At 33.0% G+C, this 16,719-nt stretch carries 12 protein-coding genes; 7 read left to right on the forward strand and 5 right to left on the reverse strand.

Annotated elements, in window-relative coordinates; genetic code table 11:
* Positions 1-56 precede the first annotated feature (56 nt).
* From EKN01_RS07045 to EKN01_RS07055, 3 genes are all read right to left on the reverse strand, one after another.
* On the reverse strand, positions 57-782 hold the full coding sequence (locus tag EKN01_RS07045) for a M57 family metalloprotease (RefSeq protein WP_129045580.1): 726 nt from the start codon (positions 780-782) through the stop codon (positions 57-59).
* 85 nt (positions 783-867) lie between these two features.
* A complete protein-coding gene (locus tag EKN01_RS07050) occupies positions 868-2,274 on the reverse strand; it encodes a C69 family dipeptidase (RefSeq protein WP_129045581.1) in 1,407 nt (468 codons plus the stop codon).
* A 73-nt stretch (positions 2,275-2,347) separates the two neighbouring features.
* Positions 2,348-3,052, reverse strand: a complete 705-nt coding sequence (locus tag EKN01_RS07055; protein WP_164966385.1) for a GntR family transcriptional regulator — start codon at positions 3,050-3,052, stop codon at positions 2,348-2,350.
* A gap of 149 nt (positions 3,053-3,201) precedes the next feature.
* Here EKN01_RS07055 and EKN01_RS07060 point away from each other — a divergent pair, with 149 nt between their 5' ends.
* The 5 genes from EKN01_RS07060 (at position 3,202) to EKN01_RS07080 (ending at position 10,558) form a co-directional block, all read left to right on the forward strand.
* On the forward strand, positions 3,202-5,091 hold the full coding sequence (locus EKN01_RS07060) for a beta-glucoside-specific PTS transporter subunit IIABC (RefSeq protein WP_129045583.1): 1,890 nt from the start codon (positions 3,202-3,204) through the stop codon (positions 5,089-5,091).
* A 12-nt stretch (positions 5,092-5,103) separates the two neighbouring features.
* Positions 5,104-6,540, forward strand: coding sequence for a 6-phospho-beta-glucosidase (locus tag EKN01_RS07065; protein WP_129045584.1), 1,437 nt, complete (start codon positions 5,104-5,106; stop codon positions 6,538-6,540).
* Positions 6,541-7,136: 596 nt separating this feature from the next.
* The gene (locus EKN01_RS07070; protein ID WP_099974009.1) at positions 7,137-7,388 is read left to right on the forward strand and encodes a hypothetical protein; all 252 of its coding nucleotides are present in this window, start codon (positions 7,137-7,139) and stop codon (positions 7,386-7,388) included.
* Between the two features lie 23 nt (positions 7,389-7,411).
* A complete protein-coding gene (locus EKN01_RS07075) occupies positions 7,412-7,768 on the forward strand; it encodes an MmcQ/YjbR family DNA-binding protein (RefSeq protein ID WP_129045585.1) in 357 nt (118 codons plus the stop codon).
* Positions 7,769-8,026: 258 nt separating this feature from the next.
* A complete protein-coding gene (locus tag EKN01_RS07080; protein ID WP_129045586.1) occupies positions 8,027-10,558 on the forward strand; it encodes a M1 family metallopeptidase in 2,532 nt (843 codons plus the stop codon).
* 76 nt (positions 10,559-10,634) lie between these two features.
* Here EKN01_RS07080 and EKN01_RS07085 read toward each other — a convergent pair whose 3' ends face one another.
* Positions 10,635-11,672 (reverse strand): zinc-dependent alcohol dehydrogenase family protein, encoded by a 1,038-nt coding sequence (locus EKN01_RS07085; RefSeq protein ID WP_129045587.1) that lies wholly within the window; start codon positions 11,670-11,672, stop codon positions 10,635-10,637.
* A gap of 346 nt (positions 11,673-12,018) precedes the next feature.
* On the opposite strand from EKN01_RS07085, the gene EKN01_RS07090 reads away from it, so the two are divergent.
* Positions 12,019-12,837, forward strand: a complete 819-nt coding sequence (locus tag EKN01_RS07090; protein WP_129045588.1) for a GIY-YIG nuclease family protein — start codon at positions 12,019-12,021, stop codon at positions 12,835-12,837.
* A 42-nt stretch (positions 12,838-12,879) separates the two neighbouring features.
* Here the strand turns inward: EKN01_RS07090 and EKN01_RS07095 are convergent, their stop codons facing one another.
* Complete coding sequence (locus EKN01_RS07095) at positions 12,880-13,473, reverse strand: stage II sporulation protein M (protein WP_129045589.1); 594 nt, start codon at positions 13,471-13,473, stop codon at positions 12,880-12,882.
* Positions 13,474-13,607: 134 nt separating this feature from the next.
* On the opposite strand from EKN01_RS07095, the gene EKN01_RS07100 reads away from it, so the two are divergent.
* The gene (locus tag EKN01_RS07100) at positions 13,608-16,718 is read left to right on the forward strand and encodes a type I restriction endonuclease subunit R (RefSeq protein WP_129045590.1); all 3,111 of its coding nucleotides are present in this window, start codon (positions 13,608-13,610) and stop codon (positions 16,716-16,718) included.
* The last annotated feature ends 1 nt before the right edge of the window (position 16,719 follow it).

The following is a 16,719-nucleotide window of genomic DNA, read 5'->3' on the forward strand; positions in this document are numbered from 1 at the left end:
TAATTTTTAATTTGCAAATAGTTTTTTAATATAAATCTCTAAAAATTAGAAAAAAGTTAATTTTTAGAGTAAATAGATCTCAAAGCATTCAGATCACTTTCAGATAATTTGCTAACGCCTTGATTGCTAGGGTACATCACAGAACTTGGGTCTTTACTATGTTCTAATCCTAAAGCATGACCTAACTCGTGAACAGTAACTGAATCGGCTACAGATTCAGAATAAGACATATTGATACTTGCCTTTGCATGGTTAATTGCTTTTTTAGAGGCATCACTAGGACTATATGTAAGCTGTGGACCACCTTTACCTAATTCTATAGTTTGTCCATCAGTATAACTTTGATTATCATGATAGATAGAAAATGTAATGGTATTTACGTCATCACTGCCATTTCCTTCGACTAGTTTGACTAGTCCGGTATTATTATATGTGGAAATTGCATCGTTGAATGCTTGTCTGGCAACAGTTGGAGTTTTACTAGTAAAGTGATAATAATAAGTATTTCCTGGAGTGTATTCTTTAAATATCGAAAAAATCGGTGTTTGATTTGGATACACTTTTTTTGCAGCATCTTTTTCACTTTGTGCTGTTTCACCAGTTTCTATGGCAAATAATCTAGATGATAATGAACTGAATAAATTGGATATATCATTTTTGGACTGATTTAAAGTACTAACTAATGCTGATCTGTCAGCTTCTGTAGTTAGATTGCTGTCATTGATGGCAAAAAATCCATCAACTGTTATTAGTACTACTATAAGTAAAATGTTTCTTTTCATTTCGTACTTCCTTTAATAAAGTTAATCCATTTTACTCCGAATTACTAAATGTGTCTATTAAAAAAAGCATCCACAAGGGATGCTTTTAGTCGTTAAGATTATATCTTAATTTCATATGTTCTGAACCTAGAATAACCATGTCACCAAGTAATTTTGTTTGTCTAGTAAATGATTCATTAGCTAATTTTTCATTGGCACTTTGTAGATATTTTTTAACATCTGAACTTGATGAAAATTCTGCATCGGTATCATTTTGAATCTTACGATAAGCACCCATTGCTTCTAGCTCGAAGGTATCACGTAAATCAACATACAAATCGTAATCTGTGTCTCCAAGTAGAGCAGTAGTACAACTCAACCAATACATGTTATTCATGTTGAAAGTTCCATTGGCATCTTTGTAACTTTCTGGAGTGTCATCAACGTTGCTGTAGAAAGGAACAACAGTGTTGAAAGTGTTAGCACCATAAGCTAACCAGTGGATTCCAGAAATTTCTGCAGGAACATTATTTCTGATTTGAAGAATGTGAACGTTGTGGTTACGGTTTATTCCGATTGGACGAAGTAGTTGTTTTTCATCTTCAGTACCATTTCCATAAGGATCATATTCTGTGTTTTCAAAGTGAGAGCTTAGCACGTATTTTACATCTTCAATAGAAATCTTGCGATTTGCAAAGCAGATAAATGGAAGATCTTGGTCATCAATATCTTGAATCAAATCAGGGTTGAAGTAACTTTGACCGTACCAAGCACGAGGGTTGTTATAAACAGTATCTTTTATAGTTGCACTACCAAAGATGTGGCGTAAATTGTATCCTTCAAAATCAGGATTTAAATTATATTTTGCGATAGCATCTTTCAAATCACTTGAGCAAAGTGTATCAGCTGAATCAAAATCAAAGTCATCAATATTCATACGGTTTGGTGCAACAACATAGGCATCATCAGGAATACGAACCGCAGCCCAGTGGTGTCCACCAATTGTTTCTAGCCACCAAACTTCATTATGATCAGAAAAGGCAATTCCATTTGTTTCGTATGTTCCAAATTCTTCTAAAAGAGATCCAAGTCTTTCGACTCCTTCTCTTGCACTATGGATATAAGGAAGAACCAGTGTAACAAGATCTTCTTCACCAATTCCACCATCTACTAATGGATCAAATCCCAATACTCTAGAATTAGTAGTGATTGTTTCCGTAGCGGACATAGCAACATTTTCACTATTGATACCAGCGGCAGGCCAGATACCATTTGTCAAAATAGAGTTAGGAATTGAGGTATAACGCATAGGATTATCAGGAAGGTCAACTTGAACTTTGCTGATAACTGATTGATATTTTCTAGGTTGATCTTCAGGTTGAACAACGATAAAACGTTGAGGATCAAGTGCCTCATGGCCATCATCATTTCTTGAAATAATTGTAGAGCCATCAATTGAAGCATCTTTACCAACCAAAATTGTTGTACATGAACCTTGAATTTTTTTACTCATAAAAAATACTCCTTCTGTTATTTAACTATCATTATAGACTTAATTAATCAAAAGTTAATAGTGGGTGAAGTTGTTAGTTGTTAGTTATTTGTAGAAAAAAGTTAGCATTTTTATAGTTGTAGATGTTGGTTGAATAGTCAAAAGGTTCTCCATTGGTAGAATAGAATAATTCATTTGTTATAAGACAAGGATCATCTTTTTTTAAATTTAAAAGTTTGGCTTGCTTGTCAGATAATTTCGAAACCGAAAGATATTTGTCAGAAAATCCAACTTCCAAATTATAAGATTCAAATAAATAATTAAATATGGACTCTTCTACAACTTCTTTATTTATATAAGGTACTAATGTTTTTTTTAAATAAGAATTTTCAATACAAAGAATTTCGTCACTTGTACTCCTTAAACGACTAATATGAAAGACTTCTTCTCCAGGCTTACAGTTCAAATTTTTTGAGACTTCATTATTAGGTATTTCGGATGAAATAGAGATATCGGATGCTTCCAATCTAACTTTTTCCAGATCTGAAGTGAAGCCACTGTTAGTATAAAGATCGATTAAACCGTTTTTTTGACTACGCCTGACGAAGATTCCGCTACCGTGAACCTGATAAACTGTTCCGTTTTTTTGTAAAATATCCAAGGCTTTGACAATTGTAGTTTTACTAGTTTTAAATTGATCAATCATTTGAGCAAGACTAGGTAATTTGTCGCCTTGTTTCAAATTTTCTTTTTGAATTAAATTCTGTATAGAATTTACTACTTCATTATATTTTGGCATATATATCAGTCCTTTTTGGCTTTTTCTTCTTAATTGTAAACATAAATAAATAATAATGAAAGCGCTTGACGAAGTGTGCATGCACAATTAATATTATACATGTAATCTATATAGAAAATAAAATATTTGGTACTTTACGGAGAAGAATTATGGCAGAAAAGGTAAGGGATTATTCAAAACTAGCCAAAGATATTTACGATATAGTTGGCGGGGATGAAAATATTAATAATGTAGTTCATTGTGCTACTAGACTTAGATTGGAGTTAAAAAATACAACTCCAGAGATGAAAGAAAAAGTTAGTAAGCTAAATGGAGTAATCACAGTTGTTGAAAATAGCGGTCAGTTTCAGATAGTTATTGGTCAACATGTTGTTGATGTCTATGATCAATTTATTGAACTAACCGATATTGAATTGAATGATTCAGGGGATCAACCTAAGCAAAGTGTTTTGAATAAAATTATTGCTACAATGTCAGCAGTTTTTGCACCGTTCATTTATGTTTTAGCTGCAGCAGGTATTCTACAAGGAATACTAATTTTGCTCAATTTATTTATTAGTAATTTTGCTAAAACCGGTACCTATCAAGTACTTAGTTTTATATCATGGGCACCATTTGTATTTTTACCTATCTTTATCGCTATTACTGCATCACAACATTTCAAAACAAATATGTTTATTGCAGTAGCTTGTTGTGCTGCCTTGGTTAGTCCAACATGGGCAACTATGGCAGCTAGCATTGCCTCGGGCCATACAATTGATTTCTTAGGTATACCTTTGACACAAACTGTTTATACATCTTCAGTATTACCACCACTTCTATTGGTGTGGTTGTTATCTTATTTAGAAAAATTTCTAAATAAACACATGCCTGATGTAATTAAGTCATTGGCAGTACCATTTCTTTGTATTTTGATAATGGTTCCGCTAACTATTTTGTTAATAGGACCTGTATCTCAATTAGCTGCTAATGGTATTGCTAATGGCTACAACTGGATGGTTAAAGTTGCTCCTCCATTGGCAGGAGCCGTGATCGGTGGATTCTGGGAAGTATTTGTTATCTTTGGTGTTCATTGGGGAATCACTCCAGTTGTACTAGCTAACTTTGATATGTATGGTATGGATTCATTCCAAGCATTTCAAACTGCCGCAGTTGTTTCGCAAGTAGGAGCAGTATTAGGAGTTTTCCTAAAAACAAAAGATAAAGATTTGAAGGGTGTTTCATTATCTGCTTTTGTTACAGGTATCTTTGGTATCACAGAACCAACAATTTATGGTGTTACATTGAAATTTAAAAAACCATTTGTTATAGCCTGTGTATCTGGCGCTGTTGGTGGAATTGTTATGAGTTTCTTTAACTCACACTATTATGCATATGCTGGACTACCTGGTATGTTAACGATGGTTAACGGTATTGGTGCAAATCAAGCATCATTTATTGGAATAGTTATAGGATGTGCAGTAGCGTTCTTTGGCGCTATGGCAATGGTTATGTTTCTTGGTACAGGTGAAAAAGAAGCAATTGCTGAAGGTATAGTTGAAGATCCTGAGAAATCAGAAATAGAAGAAAACGCAGTTAATACTGATCCCATTGTTGTAAATAGTCCTATCGATGGTCATGTACTTCAATTATCTGAAATAGATGACCCAGTATTTTCTTCAGGTGCTATGGGTCAAGGTATGGCATTTGAACCAACAGGTAATAAAGTGTACTCACCCGTAGATGGAAAAATAGTTATGTTTGCTGATACAAAACATGCAGTAGGTATCAGTGGAAATGATGGAGCTGAGGTACTTATTCATATAGGAATGGATACAGTTGAACTAAAAGGAGAACATTACACAGAGCGTGCAAAAGTGGGTGATCTTGTTAAGAAAGGTGATTTACTACTTGAGTTTGACGCAGATGCTATAAAAGATGCCGGATATTCTTTAGTTACACCAATGGTTATAACTAATTCAGCTGAATATAAAGATGTGATAGTTTATCCAGTTAAAGATGTTAAAAATGGTGAGGCTGTTCTTGAATTAAACAAATAATAGGAGAAAATAATGTCAAAATTACCTAAAGATTTTTTATGGGGTGGAGCAGTTGCTGCTCATCAATTTGAAGGTGGTTGGGATGCTGGTGGAAAAGGACCTAGCGTTATTGACGTAATGACCGCTGGATCAAATGGTGTTCCCAGAGAGATTACAGAGACGATAGAACCAGACAAGTTTTATCCTAATCATGAAGCTATTGATTTTTATCATCACTATAAAGAAGATATTGCTCTCTTTGCAGAAATGGGATTGAAATGTTTCAGAACATCTATTGCATGGACAAGAATTTTTCCAAACGGTGACGAAGAATTACCTAATGAAGAAGGATTAAAGTTTTACGATAATGTCTTTGATGAGTTATTAAAATATAATATCGAACCAGTTATTACATTATCTCACTTTGAGATGCCTCTTCATTTAGCAAAAGAATACGGTGGATTTAAGAATCGTAACGTAGTTGATTTCTTTACTAAATTCGCAGAAGTTTGTTTTAAAAGATATCACTCAAAAGTAAAATATTGGATGACATTTAATGAGATTAATAATCAAATGGATTTGAATAATCCAATTTTTATGTGGACTAATTCTGGTGTGAAGATTAAAAAAGAAGAAAACCCTAGAGAAATTTTATATCAAGTAGCACACAATGAGCTATTAGCAAGTGCCAGAGCTGTGAAGATTGGTCATGAAATTGATCCAACCCTTCAAATAGGTTGTATGATTTCCCATGTGCCTATATACCCATATTCATCAAATCCTAAAGATATTCTGTTAGCCCAACAAGAAATGCATCAACGCTTCTTTTTCTCAGACGTACAAGTACGTGGTTACTATCCTTCATATGCTTTAAATGAATTTGATCGTAATAATTATGATATTGGTATTCAAGATGGAGATTTAGAAGAATTAAAGTTAGGAAAAGTTGATTTTATTGGATTTAGTTACTACATGTCAACAGTTGTGAAATCTGATGTTAAGAATGACAATACTGGCAATGTCGTAAATGGTGGATTAGATAATTCAGTGGATAATCCTTATATTAAATCTAGTGATTGGGGATGGGCGATAGACCCTGATGGATTGAGATATACGTTGAATAATTTGTATGAGAGATACCAGATACCACTATTTATAGTTGAAAATGGTTTTGGAGCTATTGATGAAGTGGTAGATGGAAAAATACATGATCCAGAACGAATAGATTATTTACGACAACACATAGACGCTATCAAGGATGCTGTAAACTATGATGGAGTTCCTGTTATGGGATACACTCCATGGGGAGTCATTGATCTGGTTTCATTCACTACTGGTGAGATGAAAAAACGTTATGGCATGATTTATGTTGATCGTGATAATCAAGGTAATGGATCTATGAAAAGAATGAAGAAAGATTCATTTAATTGGTATAAAGAAGTTATAAATTCTAGTGGATCTATTTTATAGGACAAATAAAAAAAGACATCATTACGATGTCTTTTTTTTATTATTTTGTTCCGTCGAAGAATTCGTCGTAAACTGCTGATGCTGTACAAGCAAGAACATAGTTAAATAGTGTAATCATTATATAGCTCCTTTGAATTAATTTATGGTTAAATAGTAATATATAATTTGAATTAATACAATAGTTAATATAAATAAATATTTAATTTTTAAATAAAAATCGTTATAAATAAAATTTGTTTCTATAAATTAAAAAAACTCTCAAATAATTGAGAGTTAACTATAAAAAAGTATATGATAATGTATTATGAAATCCATTACATATACTATTTTTGATATAATGTAAGTTGTCTAAAAATACATTAAAGATAATTTTCAATATCTAACTTGATATTAACGAGTACCATCAAAGAATTCGTCATTAATTGCTGATAGAACACATAAACCTAAATAGTTGAAAAGTGTAATCATATCTAGTTACCCCCAAAATTATATTTGTTCTATAAAAGGAATATTTCCTTAATAAAGGACAACCACATTATCACAAATAAATTCATTGATGTCAAGTTGTATTGCTAATTATTATTGAAAGGAAAATAATGAATCAAAAAGATAAAGATACACTGGGTTTTTTCTTAAAATCTAAGCGTTTTTTTGCTGATATGAGTTTACAAGATGTTGTTGATGAGTTGTCAAAATATGATTATCAAAGTTCTACAACTGGATTGAATCAAATAGAAAGAGATCAAGTTAAAAAAGTTGATATAAGACTATGTCTTATACTCTCAAAAATATACGATTTTAAAATGAAGGAACTAGAAGATATTTTGAAAGTTGAAAAACATTCATAGGTTAATTAGTCAAAGGCAGTATTATGAAAATCAAAGATCAAGTTTTAGAGTACATAAAAACCGAATACGGTGAAGAAATCACTTTTCCTTTTAAGAAGTTTCCTGAAGACGGAGTTTTTCGTCATTCAGATCATGGCAAATGGTTTGCGTTAATTATGACCATTACAGCTGACAAAATAGGCCTAGACAGTAATGAAAAGCTTGATATTCTTGATGTCAAAGTTGATCCAGAAATATTAGGGTCATTGCGAAAAGATGAGGGATTTTACCCGGGTTATCATATGAATAAAGATTATTGGATTACTATTGTTTTGGACGGTACGGTCAGTTTAGACAAGATTACTCCGCTCATTGATATGAGTTTTGAATTGACAAAGTAACAGAATATTCACAACTATTCTAATTTATTTCTTATTTGTATAGATATATCTTCAAAATTTCAGGTTACTATATAACCATAGTCAGATAAGAGATATGGCTAATAGATTTTTTCATTAATATTCCCCCCCTTAAATATTAATCCCCTCATAAATAAATAACTTTCCCCCAAAAAGTTGAAAAAGAGTTGGCTTAGCCAACTCTTTTTTTGTGCACTGTCGTATAATAAAAACAATTATTGAACTTTAAGGAGAGAATTTATGGCAGAATTGAATCATTTTTATCAATTATTCGAACCAACTCACTATGATATCTTTATTGATATCAATCGTGAGAAGAAACAAATCCAAGGTACATCGACAATTACAGGTGATGCCAAAGAGAAAAATATTTCTATTCATCAAAAATATTTAACTATCGAATCAGTGATTTCAAATGGTACAAATCTTCCATTTGAAGTGGATGACAAGAATGAAGCTATCAATATTGAACTTTCAGATATTGGTGAGGTAACATTAGAAATCAAATATAATGCCAAACTTACTGATACTATGATGGGAATTTATCCTTCATACTATGAAGTTGATGGTGTTAAGAAACAAATAATTGGAACACAATTTGAAACTACTTTTGCACGCCAAGCTTTTCCAAGTGTTGATGAACCTGAAGCAAAAGCCACTTTTGACTTAGCTATCAAGTTTGATGAACATGATGGCGAAACCATTTTGAGCAATATGCCAGAAGTTAGAACAGAAGATGGCGTTCACTACTTTGATACTACAGTTCGCATGTCTACATATCTAATTGCCTTTGCATTTGGTGAGCTACAAAGTAAGATGACAACTACTAAAAGCGGTGTTCAAGTTGGAGTGTTTGGAACTAAAGCACATGCTAGCAATGAACTAGATTTTGCACTAGACATTGCTCAACGATCTATTGAATTTTTTGAAGAATTCTATGAAACTCCTTATCCATTGCCACATTCATGGCAATTAGCTTTGCCTGATTTTTCAGCAGGAGCAATGGAGAACTGGGGTCTGATTACTTATCGTGAAGCATATTTATTGTTAGATCCTGAAAATACCGCACTCAATGTAAAACAATTAGTTGCTACTGTTATTGCTCATGAGTTGGCACATCAATGGTTTGGTGATTTGGTAACTATGAAGTGGTGGGATGATTTATGGTTAAATGAAAGTTTCGCCAATATGATGGAATATGTAGCTATCGATGCCATACAACCAGATTGGCATATTTGGGAATTATTCCAAACTTCAGATGCTCCAGCAGCATTGCAGCGTGATGCAACTGATGGGGTGCAATCTGTTCATGTTCAAGTAAATGATCCAGCTGAAATCGATTCTCTATTTGATGGAGCTATTGTTTACGCTAAAGGTGCTCGTATGCTAGTTATGGTTCGTGCTTTGATAGGTGACGATGCCTTACGAGCAGGATTGAAGAATTATTTTGCTGAACACAAGTATAGCAATGCCAGAGGTGCAGACCTTTGGGATGCTTTAGGTAAAGCATCAGGACTAGACTTAGGTTCAATTATGAATTCTTGGTTGGAACAGCCAGGATATCCAGTAGTTACTGCTAAGATTGAAAATGGAGATTTGGTTCTAAATCAAAAGCAATTCTTTATTGGTGACGGCGTTGACAAGGATAGACAATGGCAAATACCTTTGAATGCTAATTATGATCAGGCTCCAAAACTAATGATTGATAATTCAATTAATTTGGGAAATTACGCTGATCTACGTACAAAAAATGGTAAACCTTTCCGATTAAATCTGGAAAATAATTCACACTTTATAGTAAATTATGATCAAGAATTATTAGATGATATTTTGAATGATGTTGATAATTTGGATGCAATTTCAAAATTACAAATACTTCAAGACTTGAGACTATTGGCAGAAAGCCGTCAAATTTCTTATAGTTCAGTAGTTCCTTTGTTGAATCAATTCTCAGATAATGATGAAACGATTGTTAATGATGCTCTATACACAGTCGTAGGTAATTTGAAGAAATTTGTTCAACCAGATACCAATGAAGAACAAAATTTGCGTAAACTCTACGGTAAATTAAGTGAACAACAAGTTGCTAAACTAGGTTGGGAAAAGCTAGCCGGAGATACAAATGATAATCAATTAACTCGACCAATTGTATTATCAGCCGCATTATATGCTAAGAATCCCGAAATGATTTCTAAAGCGCATGATTTATTTACACAAAATAAATCTAATCTAGCTGCTTTACCAGCAGATACACGTACATTGATTTTGGCAAATGAAGTTAGAAATTATGGGGATGAAACATTATTTGATAATCTTCTAAACGAATATGTTCAAACTTCAGACCCTAGTTATAAGAATGCAATTACTTCTGCACTTACGAGTGCTACTGATGAGAAATTATTGGCAAAATTGATCGAAAAATTTGAAGATGCTAGTGTTATTAAGCCACAAGATTTGCGTGCTTGGTTCTATGGAGTATTGAATAATTCTAAAGGTGAGCAATTAGCATGGGATTGGATTCGCAACGAATGGCAATGGCTAGAAGATACTGTTGGTGGAGATATGGAATTCACGACATTTATCCTAGTTATCAGCCGAGTGTTTAGAACTAATCAAAGATTGTCAGAGTTCAAAGAATTCTTTGAACCAAAACTTAACCAATCTGGCTTAACTCGTGAAATCACAATGGATATTAATGTTATTGAAACAAGAGTTAACTTGATCGAAAGTGAAAAAGATTCTGTAAATAAATCTATTGAAGAAGCAATTTAAATATAATAATTTCCTTAAAAAAGGATAATAATATAAATAAAAAAGCTAAGACAAAAGTCCTAGCTTTTTTTATTTATTACATAACAATTAGTGACTTGATTGCTTCACGTTTGTCCATTGCTTCATATGCATCTTCAATTTCATCAAGAGAGAAACTTTTTGTAAATACTTTACCAGGGTTGATTTCTCCACTTAGAACAGCATCTAGAAGTCCGCCTTTAACATATGTTGTAACAGATGCAGGGCCACCTCCGATAATGTTGTTATTGTAGAATGTTGAAGTCATATCCATATTAGGATTTTGAGGTAGACCAACACGACCAATAGTAGCACCAGGACGAGCAGCTTTTAGGGCTGTTTCAGTTGATAATTCTGTACCAACACATTCAAGAACTGCGTCAGCACCTGCGCCATCAGTAAGTTCCATGATTTTGGCAATAGCTTCGTCACCACGTTCAGCAATGATATCAGTAGCACCAAATTCTAGAGCAAGTTTTTGTCTGTCTTCATGACGACTCATAGCAATAATACGTTTTGCTCCACGCATTTTAGCAGCTATAACACCGCATAGACCAACAGCACCATCACCAACGACAACAGCTGTATCACCAGTTGAAACGTTAGCTACTCGAGCAGCGTGGTAACCTGTAGGCATAACGTCTGAAAGAGCTAATAGTGATTTGATCATATCATCACTGTAGTCTTCTGGCTTGCCAGGAATCTTGATAAGAGACCAGTTAGCATGTTGATAACGGATGTATTCAGATTGGATACCTGAACTGAAGTTATCAGTATGGTTTTGACAATCTCCTTCAAAACCTGCAAGACATGCAGCACAGTGACCACATCCATGAGTAAATGGAGCGATAACGAAATCACCAGGGATAAAAGTAGAAATATCAGAACCCACTTCTTCAATGACACCAATAGCTTCGTGACCACCATTTTCAGAATGTTCTGGTTTTTCAGTTAGACCACGATAAGCCCATAAATCTGAACCACAGACACAAGTACGAACAACGCGAATAATTACGTCATCAGGTGCTTGAATTTTTGGCATATCAATATCTTCTATTTGAATATCTCCGACTTTTTCAAAAATAGCACTTTTCATATTTTCAATATCTCCTATTAGTCATATTATTTAATAATAAATGTAATACAAAGTAATTTTACAACTTAAACCATACTATAAGTCAAACAAAATCAATTAATTATGTAAGTTAACAGAATCTTCACATTTTATTAGTTATTAATTCAAATATTAAAGTTAATATATAACCATAGTCAGATGAGAGATGACTTTTAATACTTAATATTCCCCCCTATAATATTAAACCCCCGTAAAACTCTCGATAAAAATATACAAGATATATAAAATACAAAAAGCTAACCTTCCCCTGGGTTAGCTTTTTTTGCGTAATTAATAGTAGTGAGATATTTAAAAATTTGGAGGCAATATGGGTGAAAATATTTTTGTTACAGCTGACGGAAAAAATGATAATATCTATGTCTATCATCAAGAACCAGCAGAAGTCGTTATGGCAAATCGTGAAGATATAAATTCTTTAACTTCATTAGAGGAAGCTAATTTACCAGGTATTTATATTTTAATTGGAGATAACCGTAGATATATTGGTCAGGCTGCGACGAGTGTTATTTCAAGATTAAGCCAACATCATAAGGATAAAGATTGGTGGACTAACGTGATTTTCTTTGGCAGAGAAGATGGTCATCTAGCTAAATCTCAAACTGATTATTTAGAGAAAAAATTGATAGATTTATTTCAACAAACAACATTTGATATTGATAATTCAACACAAGGAAATCAAAGTTACATTGATAAATTATCTAAAGCACAAGCGGATAATTTGTGGTCAATAGTTCAAGAGATACTATTGGACGTAGTGAATATTGATTTATTCGAAAACGAAAATCAAATCGTTGATGAAAACACAGATCAAATCAATTGTTATGTGATTAAAGATAATCAGGGAAACGAGTTTTCAGATTCATCAATGAGGTCCGTTTTTGTAAAAATGGTTACGAATTACTATAATTCATTCAAAGATCAATTAAGTAAGCTGATAGTGTCTGATAAACCAACTACAATTAATATTTTAGGAACAAAAGAAAGTATATCTAAGTCAGGATATAAATTAACAAGAGAAATATCAGATGGTATCTTTTTATATGTTAATTTTTCTAAACAAGATATTATCAAGAAAATTAGTTATATAAGTGACATCCTAGGAATTAAAATAACATGTAATTTTTAAAATGAATACCACAAAAAAGCTAACCCATAGGGTTAGCTTTTTTTATATCATTAAATTAGTAATCCAATCAGCAACATAAGTTTCTAAGAAAGCTGCTAATATAATCAATGGTAAGACATACAAGATATATCTTTTCAGGAATAATTTGATTTCAAACCAGAATGTAGAATTATTTTCTCTGTGAAAAATTTTGTCTCGAATCCATAGATTAATTGGGTATACTGCAGATGCAAATAAGCAAAAAGCAAATGTCTCTGAGAGAAAGTGTGGCATTGATCCAATAGTAATTGCAAATCCTTTTTGAAAAGCTAGAGTATAAGCAACACCGTATAATAATCCAGGTAAAAGAGAAGTATAAAATACATTTATCAAATATAGAAAGGGTATCGGAATAAGTGCAAAAATAAACATTTGCAGAGGAACTTTAAATCCGTTATTCAATATGTATTGAATAAATAAAGTAAATCCGCTTTTATTTTCAATCTCATTAGGGTATGCATTACTAGCACTTTTTACAACTGAGTGTAGATCAGGATGAATTAAATAAATAATGACTGCTGTAATTATAGTTATTGCAATGGCTATTTCAAAGAAATGCCATGTTCTAGATATAAAATTGTTAGAAGATTTTTTCATAATTATATTTCCCCACTAATTAATATATTAACATTGAATTACTTGTTAATGAATTCGCTATAATCATCGAATGAAGTAAAAACTCTTGATATAATAAAATTAAGAAAATTAGTTTAAGTAAAATGGGGAAAATAATGGCAGTTGAGAAGAGAGAATTAGAATTCGAGAATAAAATTGTAGAATATCTAACAAAAATCGGTGGAACAAAGCAGTGGCAAGAAATGCCGGATATAAAAAATACCGATCAATTATGGGTAAATTTCAAAACAATTTTAGAAAACAATAATCCGGATAAATTAAAAAAGCCTTTGTCCGTGAGTGAATTTAATCAAGTTAAAAGTGAGATCAGCAATTTATCTACATCGTTCAAAGCTGGTCAATTTTTGTATGGACTAAATGGTACTTCTCAAGTTGAAGTTGATTTAGATGATGGTAGACATGTCTTTTTAACTGTATTTGATCAAGCACAAGTTGGTGCAGGAAATACTACATATCAAATAGTGAAACAAATAGAACGTGATCCTATTGTTGCAGGTAAAAAATCACGTCGTTTTGACATAACTTTATTGATTAACGGACTTCCAATTATACAAATAGAAGAAAAAGCTGACGGTCATGATGCTAAAGAAGCATTGAATCAGATGCATCAATACATTGCAGAAAAACAATACTCTGATATTTTTTCAACATTGCAAATTTTAGTAGCCATGACACCGCATGACGCAAGATATATGGCAAATACATCATCAGACATGTTTAATACTGATTTTGCATTTAGATGGCAAGATGAAAAAACTAACGCCCCAATATTAGACTGGAAAGAATTCGCTAACAAGTTCTTATCTATTCCAATGGCGCATCAAATGGCTACTAGCTATATGATTTTAAATGGAACAAAAAACCGTCAAATGATCATGTCTATGAGATCATACCAGGTCTACGCTACTCGTCGTGTTATCGAAAGAATTAGTAATCATCATTTTGGAGAAGACCCTAAAGAATTAGGATATGTTTGGCATACCACAGGTTCAGGAAAAACAATCAGTTCTTTCAAAGCTGCATGGTTGGCATCAAGATTGCCTAATGTAGATAAAGTTGTCTTTTTGGTGGATCGAGTTGCTTTGACAAATCAGACAGTTGAAGAATATCAAGCATACGATCCAGATAGTGATGAGTTAAATAAAAATGGTGTCGTAGATGATACTGCTAATAAGTCAGAGCTTGAAAAGAAATTATTATCTGATGGATCAGGAATTATCGTTACATCTACTCAAAAAATGGGTGGGTTGGCTGAAAGTAAAAAATTAAAGAACCTAGATAAAAATATTGTATTCATAGTTGATGAGGCACACAGGTCTACTTCTGGTGACATGATGTTACGAATCAAAGATTCTATTAAGAGATCAGCTTTTGTCGGGTACACAGGGACTCCAGCATTTGATCCTAAAGAAGGACCTACAACTCAAGAGATATTTGGTGATTTATTACACGCTTATACCATCAGGGATGCTATCGCAGATAAAAATGTCCTAGGATTCAAAGTTGATTTTGAGACAACGTTATCTGATCAGTCTCTTAAAGAAAATTACCTACCAAGGTACTTTAAGTATCAACATCCAGAGTGGACTGCAGAACAAATTGACCATAAGATCAACAATATGACTGCAGCTGATATGGATGATCAAGTTACACCTAGTGTTTATGATATGAATGAAGATCATGTAAAAGAAGTGGTCTCAGAAATTATTCGTAATTGGAATAAAAGATCAAATTCATACAAATACAACGCCATTTTGACAACCAAAGTTGGTGGAGGTAAAGCCTCTACACCAATGGCAATGATGTACTATGACGAATTCAAACGCCAGAACAAGAATCTTGAGAAACCCCTAAAAGTAGGAGTTACTTTCAGTAGAAAAACAGATAACAGCGATTCACAACTAGAGACAAATGAAAATCTAGATCGTGCTATGCAAGAGTATAATGAGGAATTTGGTACAAACTTCGATGCTACTCAAGATAAAGAATACAACGAGGATTTAGCCACTCGACTAAACAAGAAAGCAGTAGATGGCAATTACCTTGATTTGGTTATTGTTGTGGATCGATTATTAACAGGGTTCAATGCTCCACAACTAAACACATTGTACGTTGACCGTACTCTGAAAGGTGCTGGATTAATCCAAGCGTATTCAAGAACCAACCGTGTTCAAAATATGCAGGAGAAACCATTTGGACATATTGTAAATTATCGTTGGCCACATAATTCAGAAAAATTAATGGACGAAGCACTTCAATTGTATGCAAATCGTGAATCTGCGTATTATCAATTAACTATTGACGATGTTGAGAGCGGAGATGATGATGGAAGAGGTATTATTGAAAAATCTTATACAGAGTTAGTCGATGAACTAAAAGAAGTAGTAGCGGATATTTCAGAAGCAACATCCAATTTTGTCATGGTTCCACCAAGTGAAACTTTACAAGAGACTACTTATGATAACTTAGAGAAATACAATCGTATCATGGCCAAAATCAAACAAGATGAAAACTATGATGAAGAACACCCAGAAAAATTGCTAGAATCACTAGGAATGACAGAAGACGACGAAGCCAAAGTAACGGGTGTCTTCGCTGAAGAGTTGAAAAAGGTAGTCGCAGAAAATCACGATGTCGATCTATCGGATCTAACCTTGACTATGGAACATGTGAAAGATGTCAAAGTTAACTATGATTATTTGAATATTCTTATTGCAGAATTAGCTAATCAAGTTAAAGAAGGCGACAATTTAGAAGCAGAAAAAACTAGAGATAAGATCGTTAAATTTGCTGATCAACTGGAAGATTCCAAGTATGCTAAGCAAGTTAGTGATTACGCTGAAGATATCTATAACAAAGAAGTCGAGTTTGAAAAATATCCAGTTAATTCTACAGAAATCCCTGATTTATTAGATAATTACGCCACTGATACCATGAGAAAATCAATCTTAGAATTCAAACGTAAGTGGGGACTAGTGGATATAAAGAATGTTCATCTGATAAATGAAATATTAGAAAATCATGTTGTTGGTGCAGATGATCTCAACGTGTCTGGAGAACGTGACCAGATTCTAAAAGAAGGACAAGTTCTTTACCAAGAAGACTCAACTGATCCAGAAATTAGAGAACTAAGCAAAATCAAATATAGAAATAGTTTTAAAGAAGCATTTAACAAGTTTGCCGATACACTAAAAAGAAAATATTAAA

It is taken from the genome of Companilactobacillus metriopterae, from assembly GCF_004117915.1.
Lineage (GTDB): Bacteria > Bacillota > Bacilli > Lactobacillales > Lactobacillaceae > Companilactobacillus > Companilactobacillus metriopterae.

Excerpts from the sequence above, each read along its gene's own strand:
- EKN01_RS07045 (WP_129045580.1), bottom strand. The coding sequence starts at position 782 with ATGAAAAGAAACATTTTACTTATAGTAGTACTAATAACAGTTGATGGA.
- EKN01_RS07050 (WP_129045581.1), bottom strand. The coding sequence starts at position 2,274 with ATGAGTAAAAAAATTCAAGGTTCATGTACAACAATTTTGGTTGGTAAA.
- EKN01_RS07055 (WP_164966385.1), bottom strand. The coding sequence starts at position 3,052 with ATGCCAAAATATAATGAAGTAGTAAATTCTATACAGAATTTAATTCAA.
- EKN01_RS07060 (WP_129045583.1), top strand. The coding sequence starts at position 3,202 with ATGGCAGAAAAGGTAAGGGATTATTCAAAACTAGCCAAAGATATTTAC.
- EKN01_RS07065 (WP_129045584.1), top strand. The coding sequence starts at position 5,104 with ATGTCAAAATTACCTAAAGATTTTTTATGGGGTGGAGCAGTTGCTGCT.
- EKN01_RS07070 (WP_099974009.1), top strand. The coding sequence starts at position 7,137 with ATGAATCAAAAAGATAAAGATACACTGGGTTTTTTCTTAAAATCTAAG.
- EKN01_RS07075 (WP_129045585.1), top strand. The coding sequence starts at position 7,412 with ATGAAAATCAAAGATCAAGTTTTAGAGTACATAAAAACCGAATACGGT.
- EKN01_RS07080 (WP_129045586.1), top strand. The coding sequence starts at position 8,027 with ATGGCAGAATTGAATCATTTTTATCAATTATTCGAACCAACTCACTAT.
- EKN01_RS07085 (WP_129045587.1), bottom strand. The coding sequence starts at position 11,672 with ATGAAAAGTGCTATTTTTGAAAAAGTCGGAGATATTCAAATAGAAGAT.
- EKN01_RS07090 (WP_129045588.1), top strand. The coding sequence starts at position 12,019 with ATGGGTGAAAATATTTTTGTTACAGCTGACGGAAAAAATGATAATATC.
- EKN01_RS07095 (WP_129045589.1), bottom strand. The coding sequence starts at position 13,473 with ATGAAAAAATCTTCTAACAATTTTATATCTAGAACATGGCATTTCTTT.
- EKN01_RS07100 (WP_129045590.1), top strand. The coding sequence starts at position 13,608 with ATGGCAGTTGAGAAGAGAGAATTAGAATTCGAGAATAAAATTGTAGAA.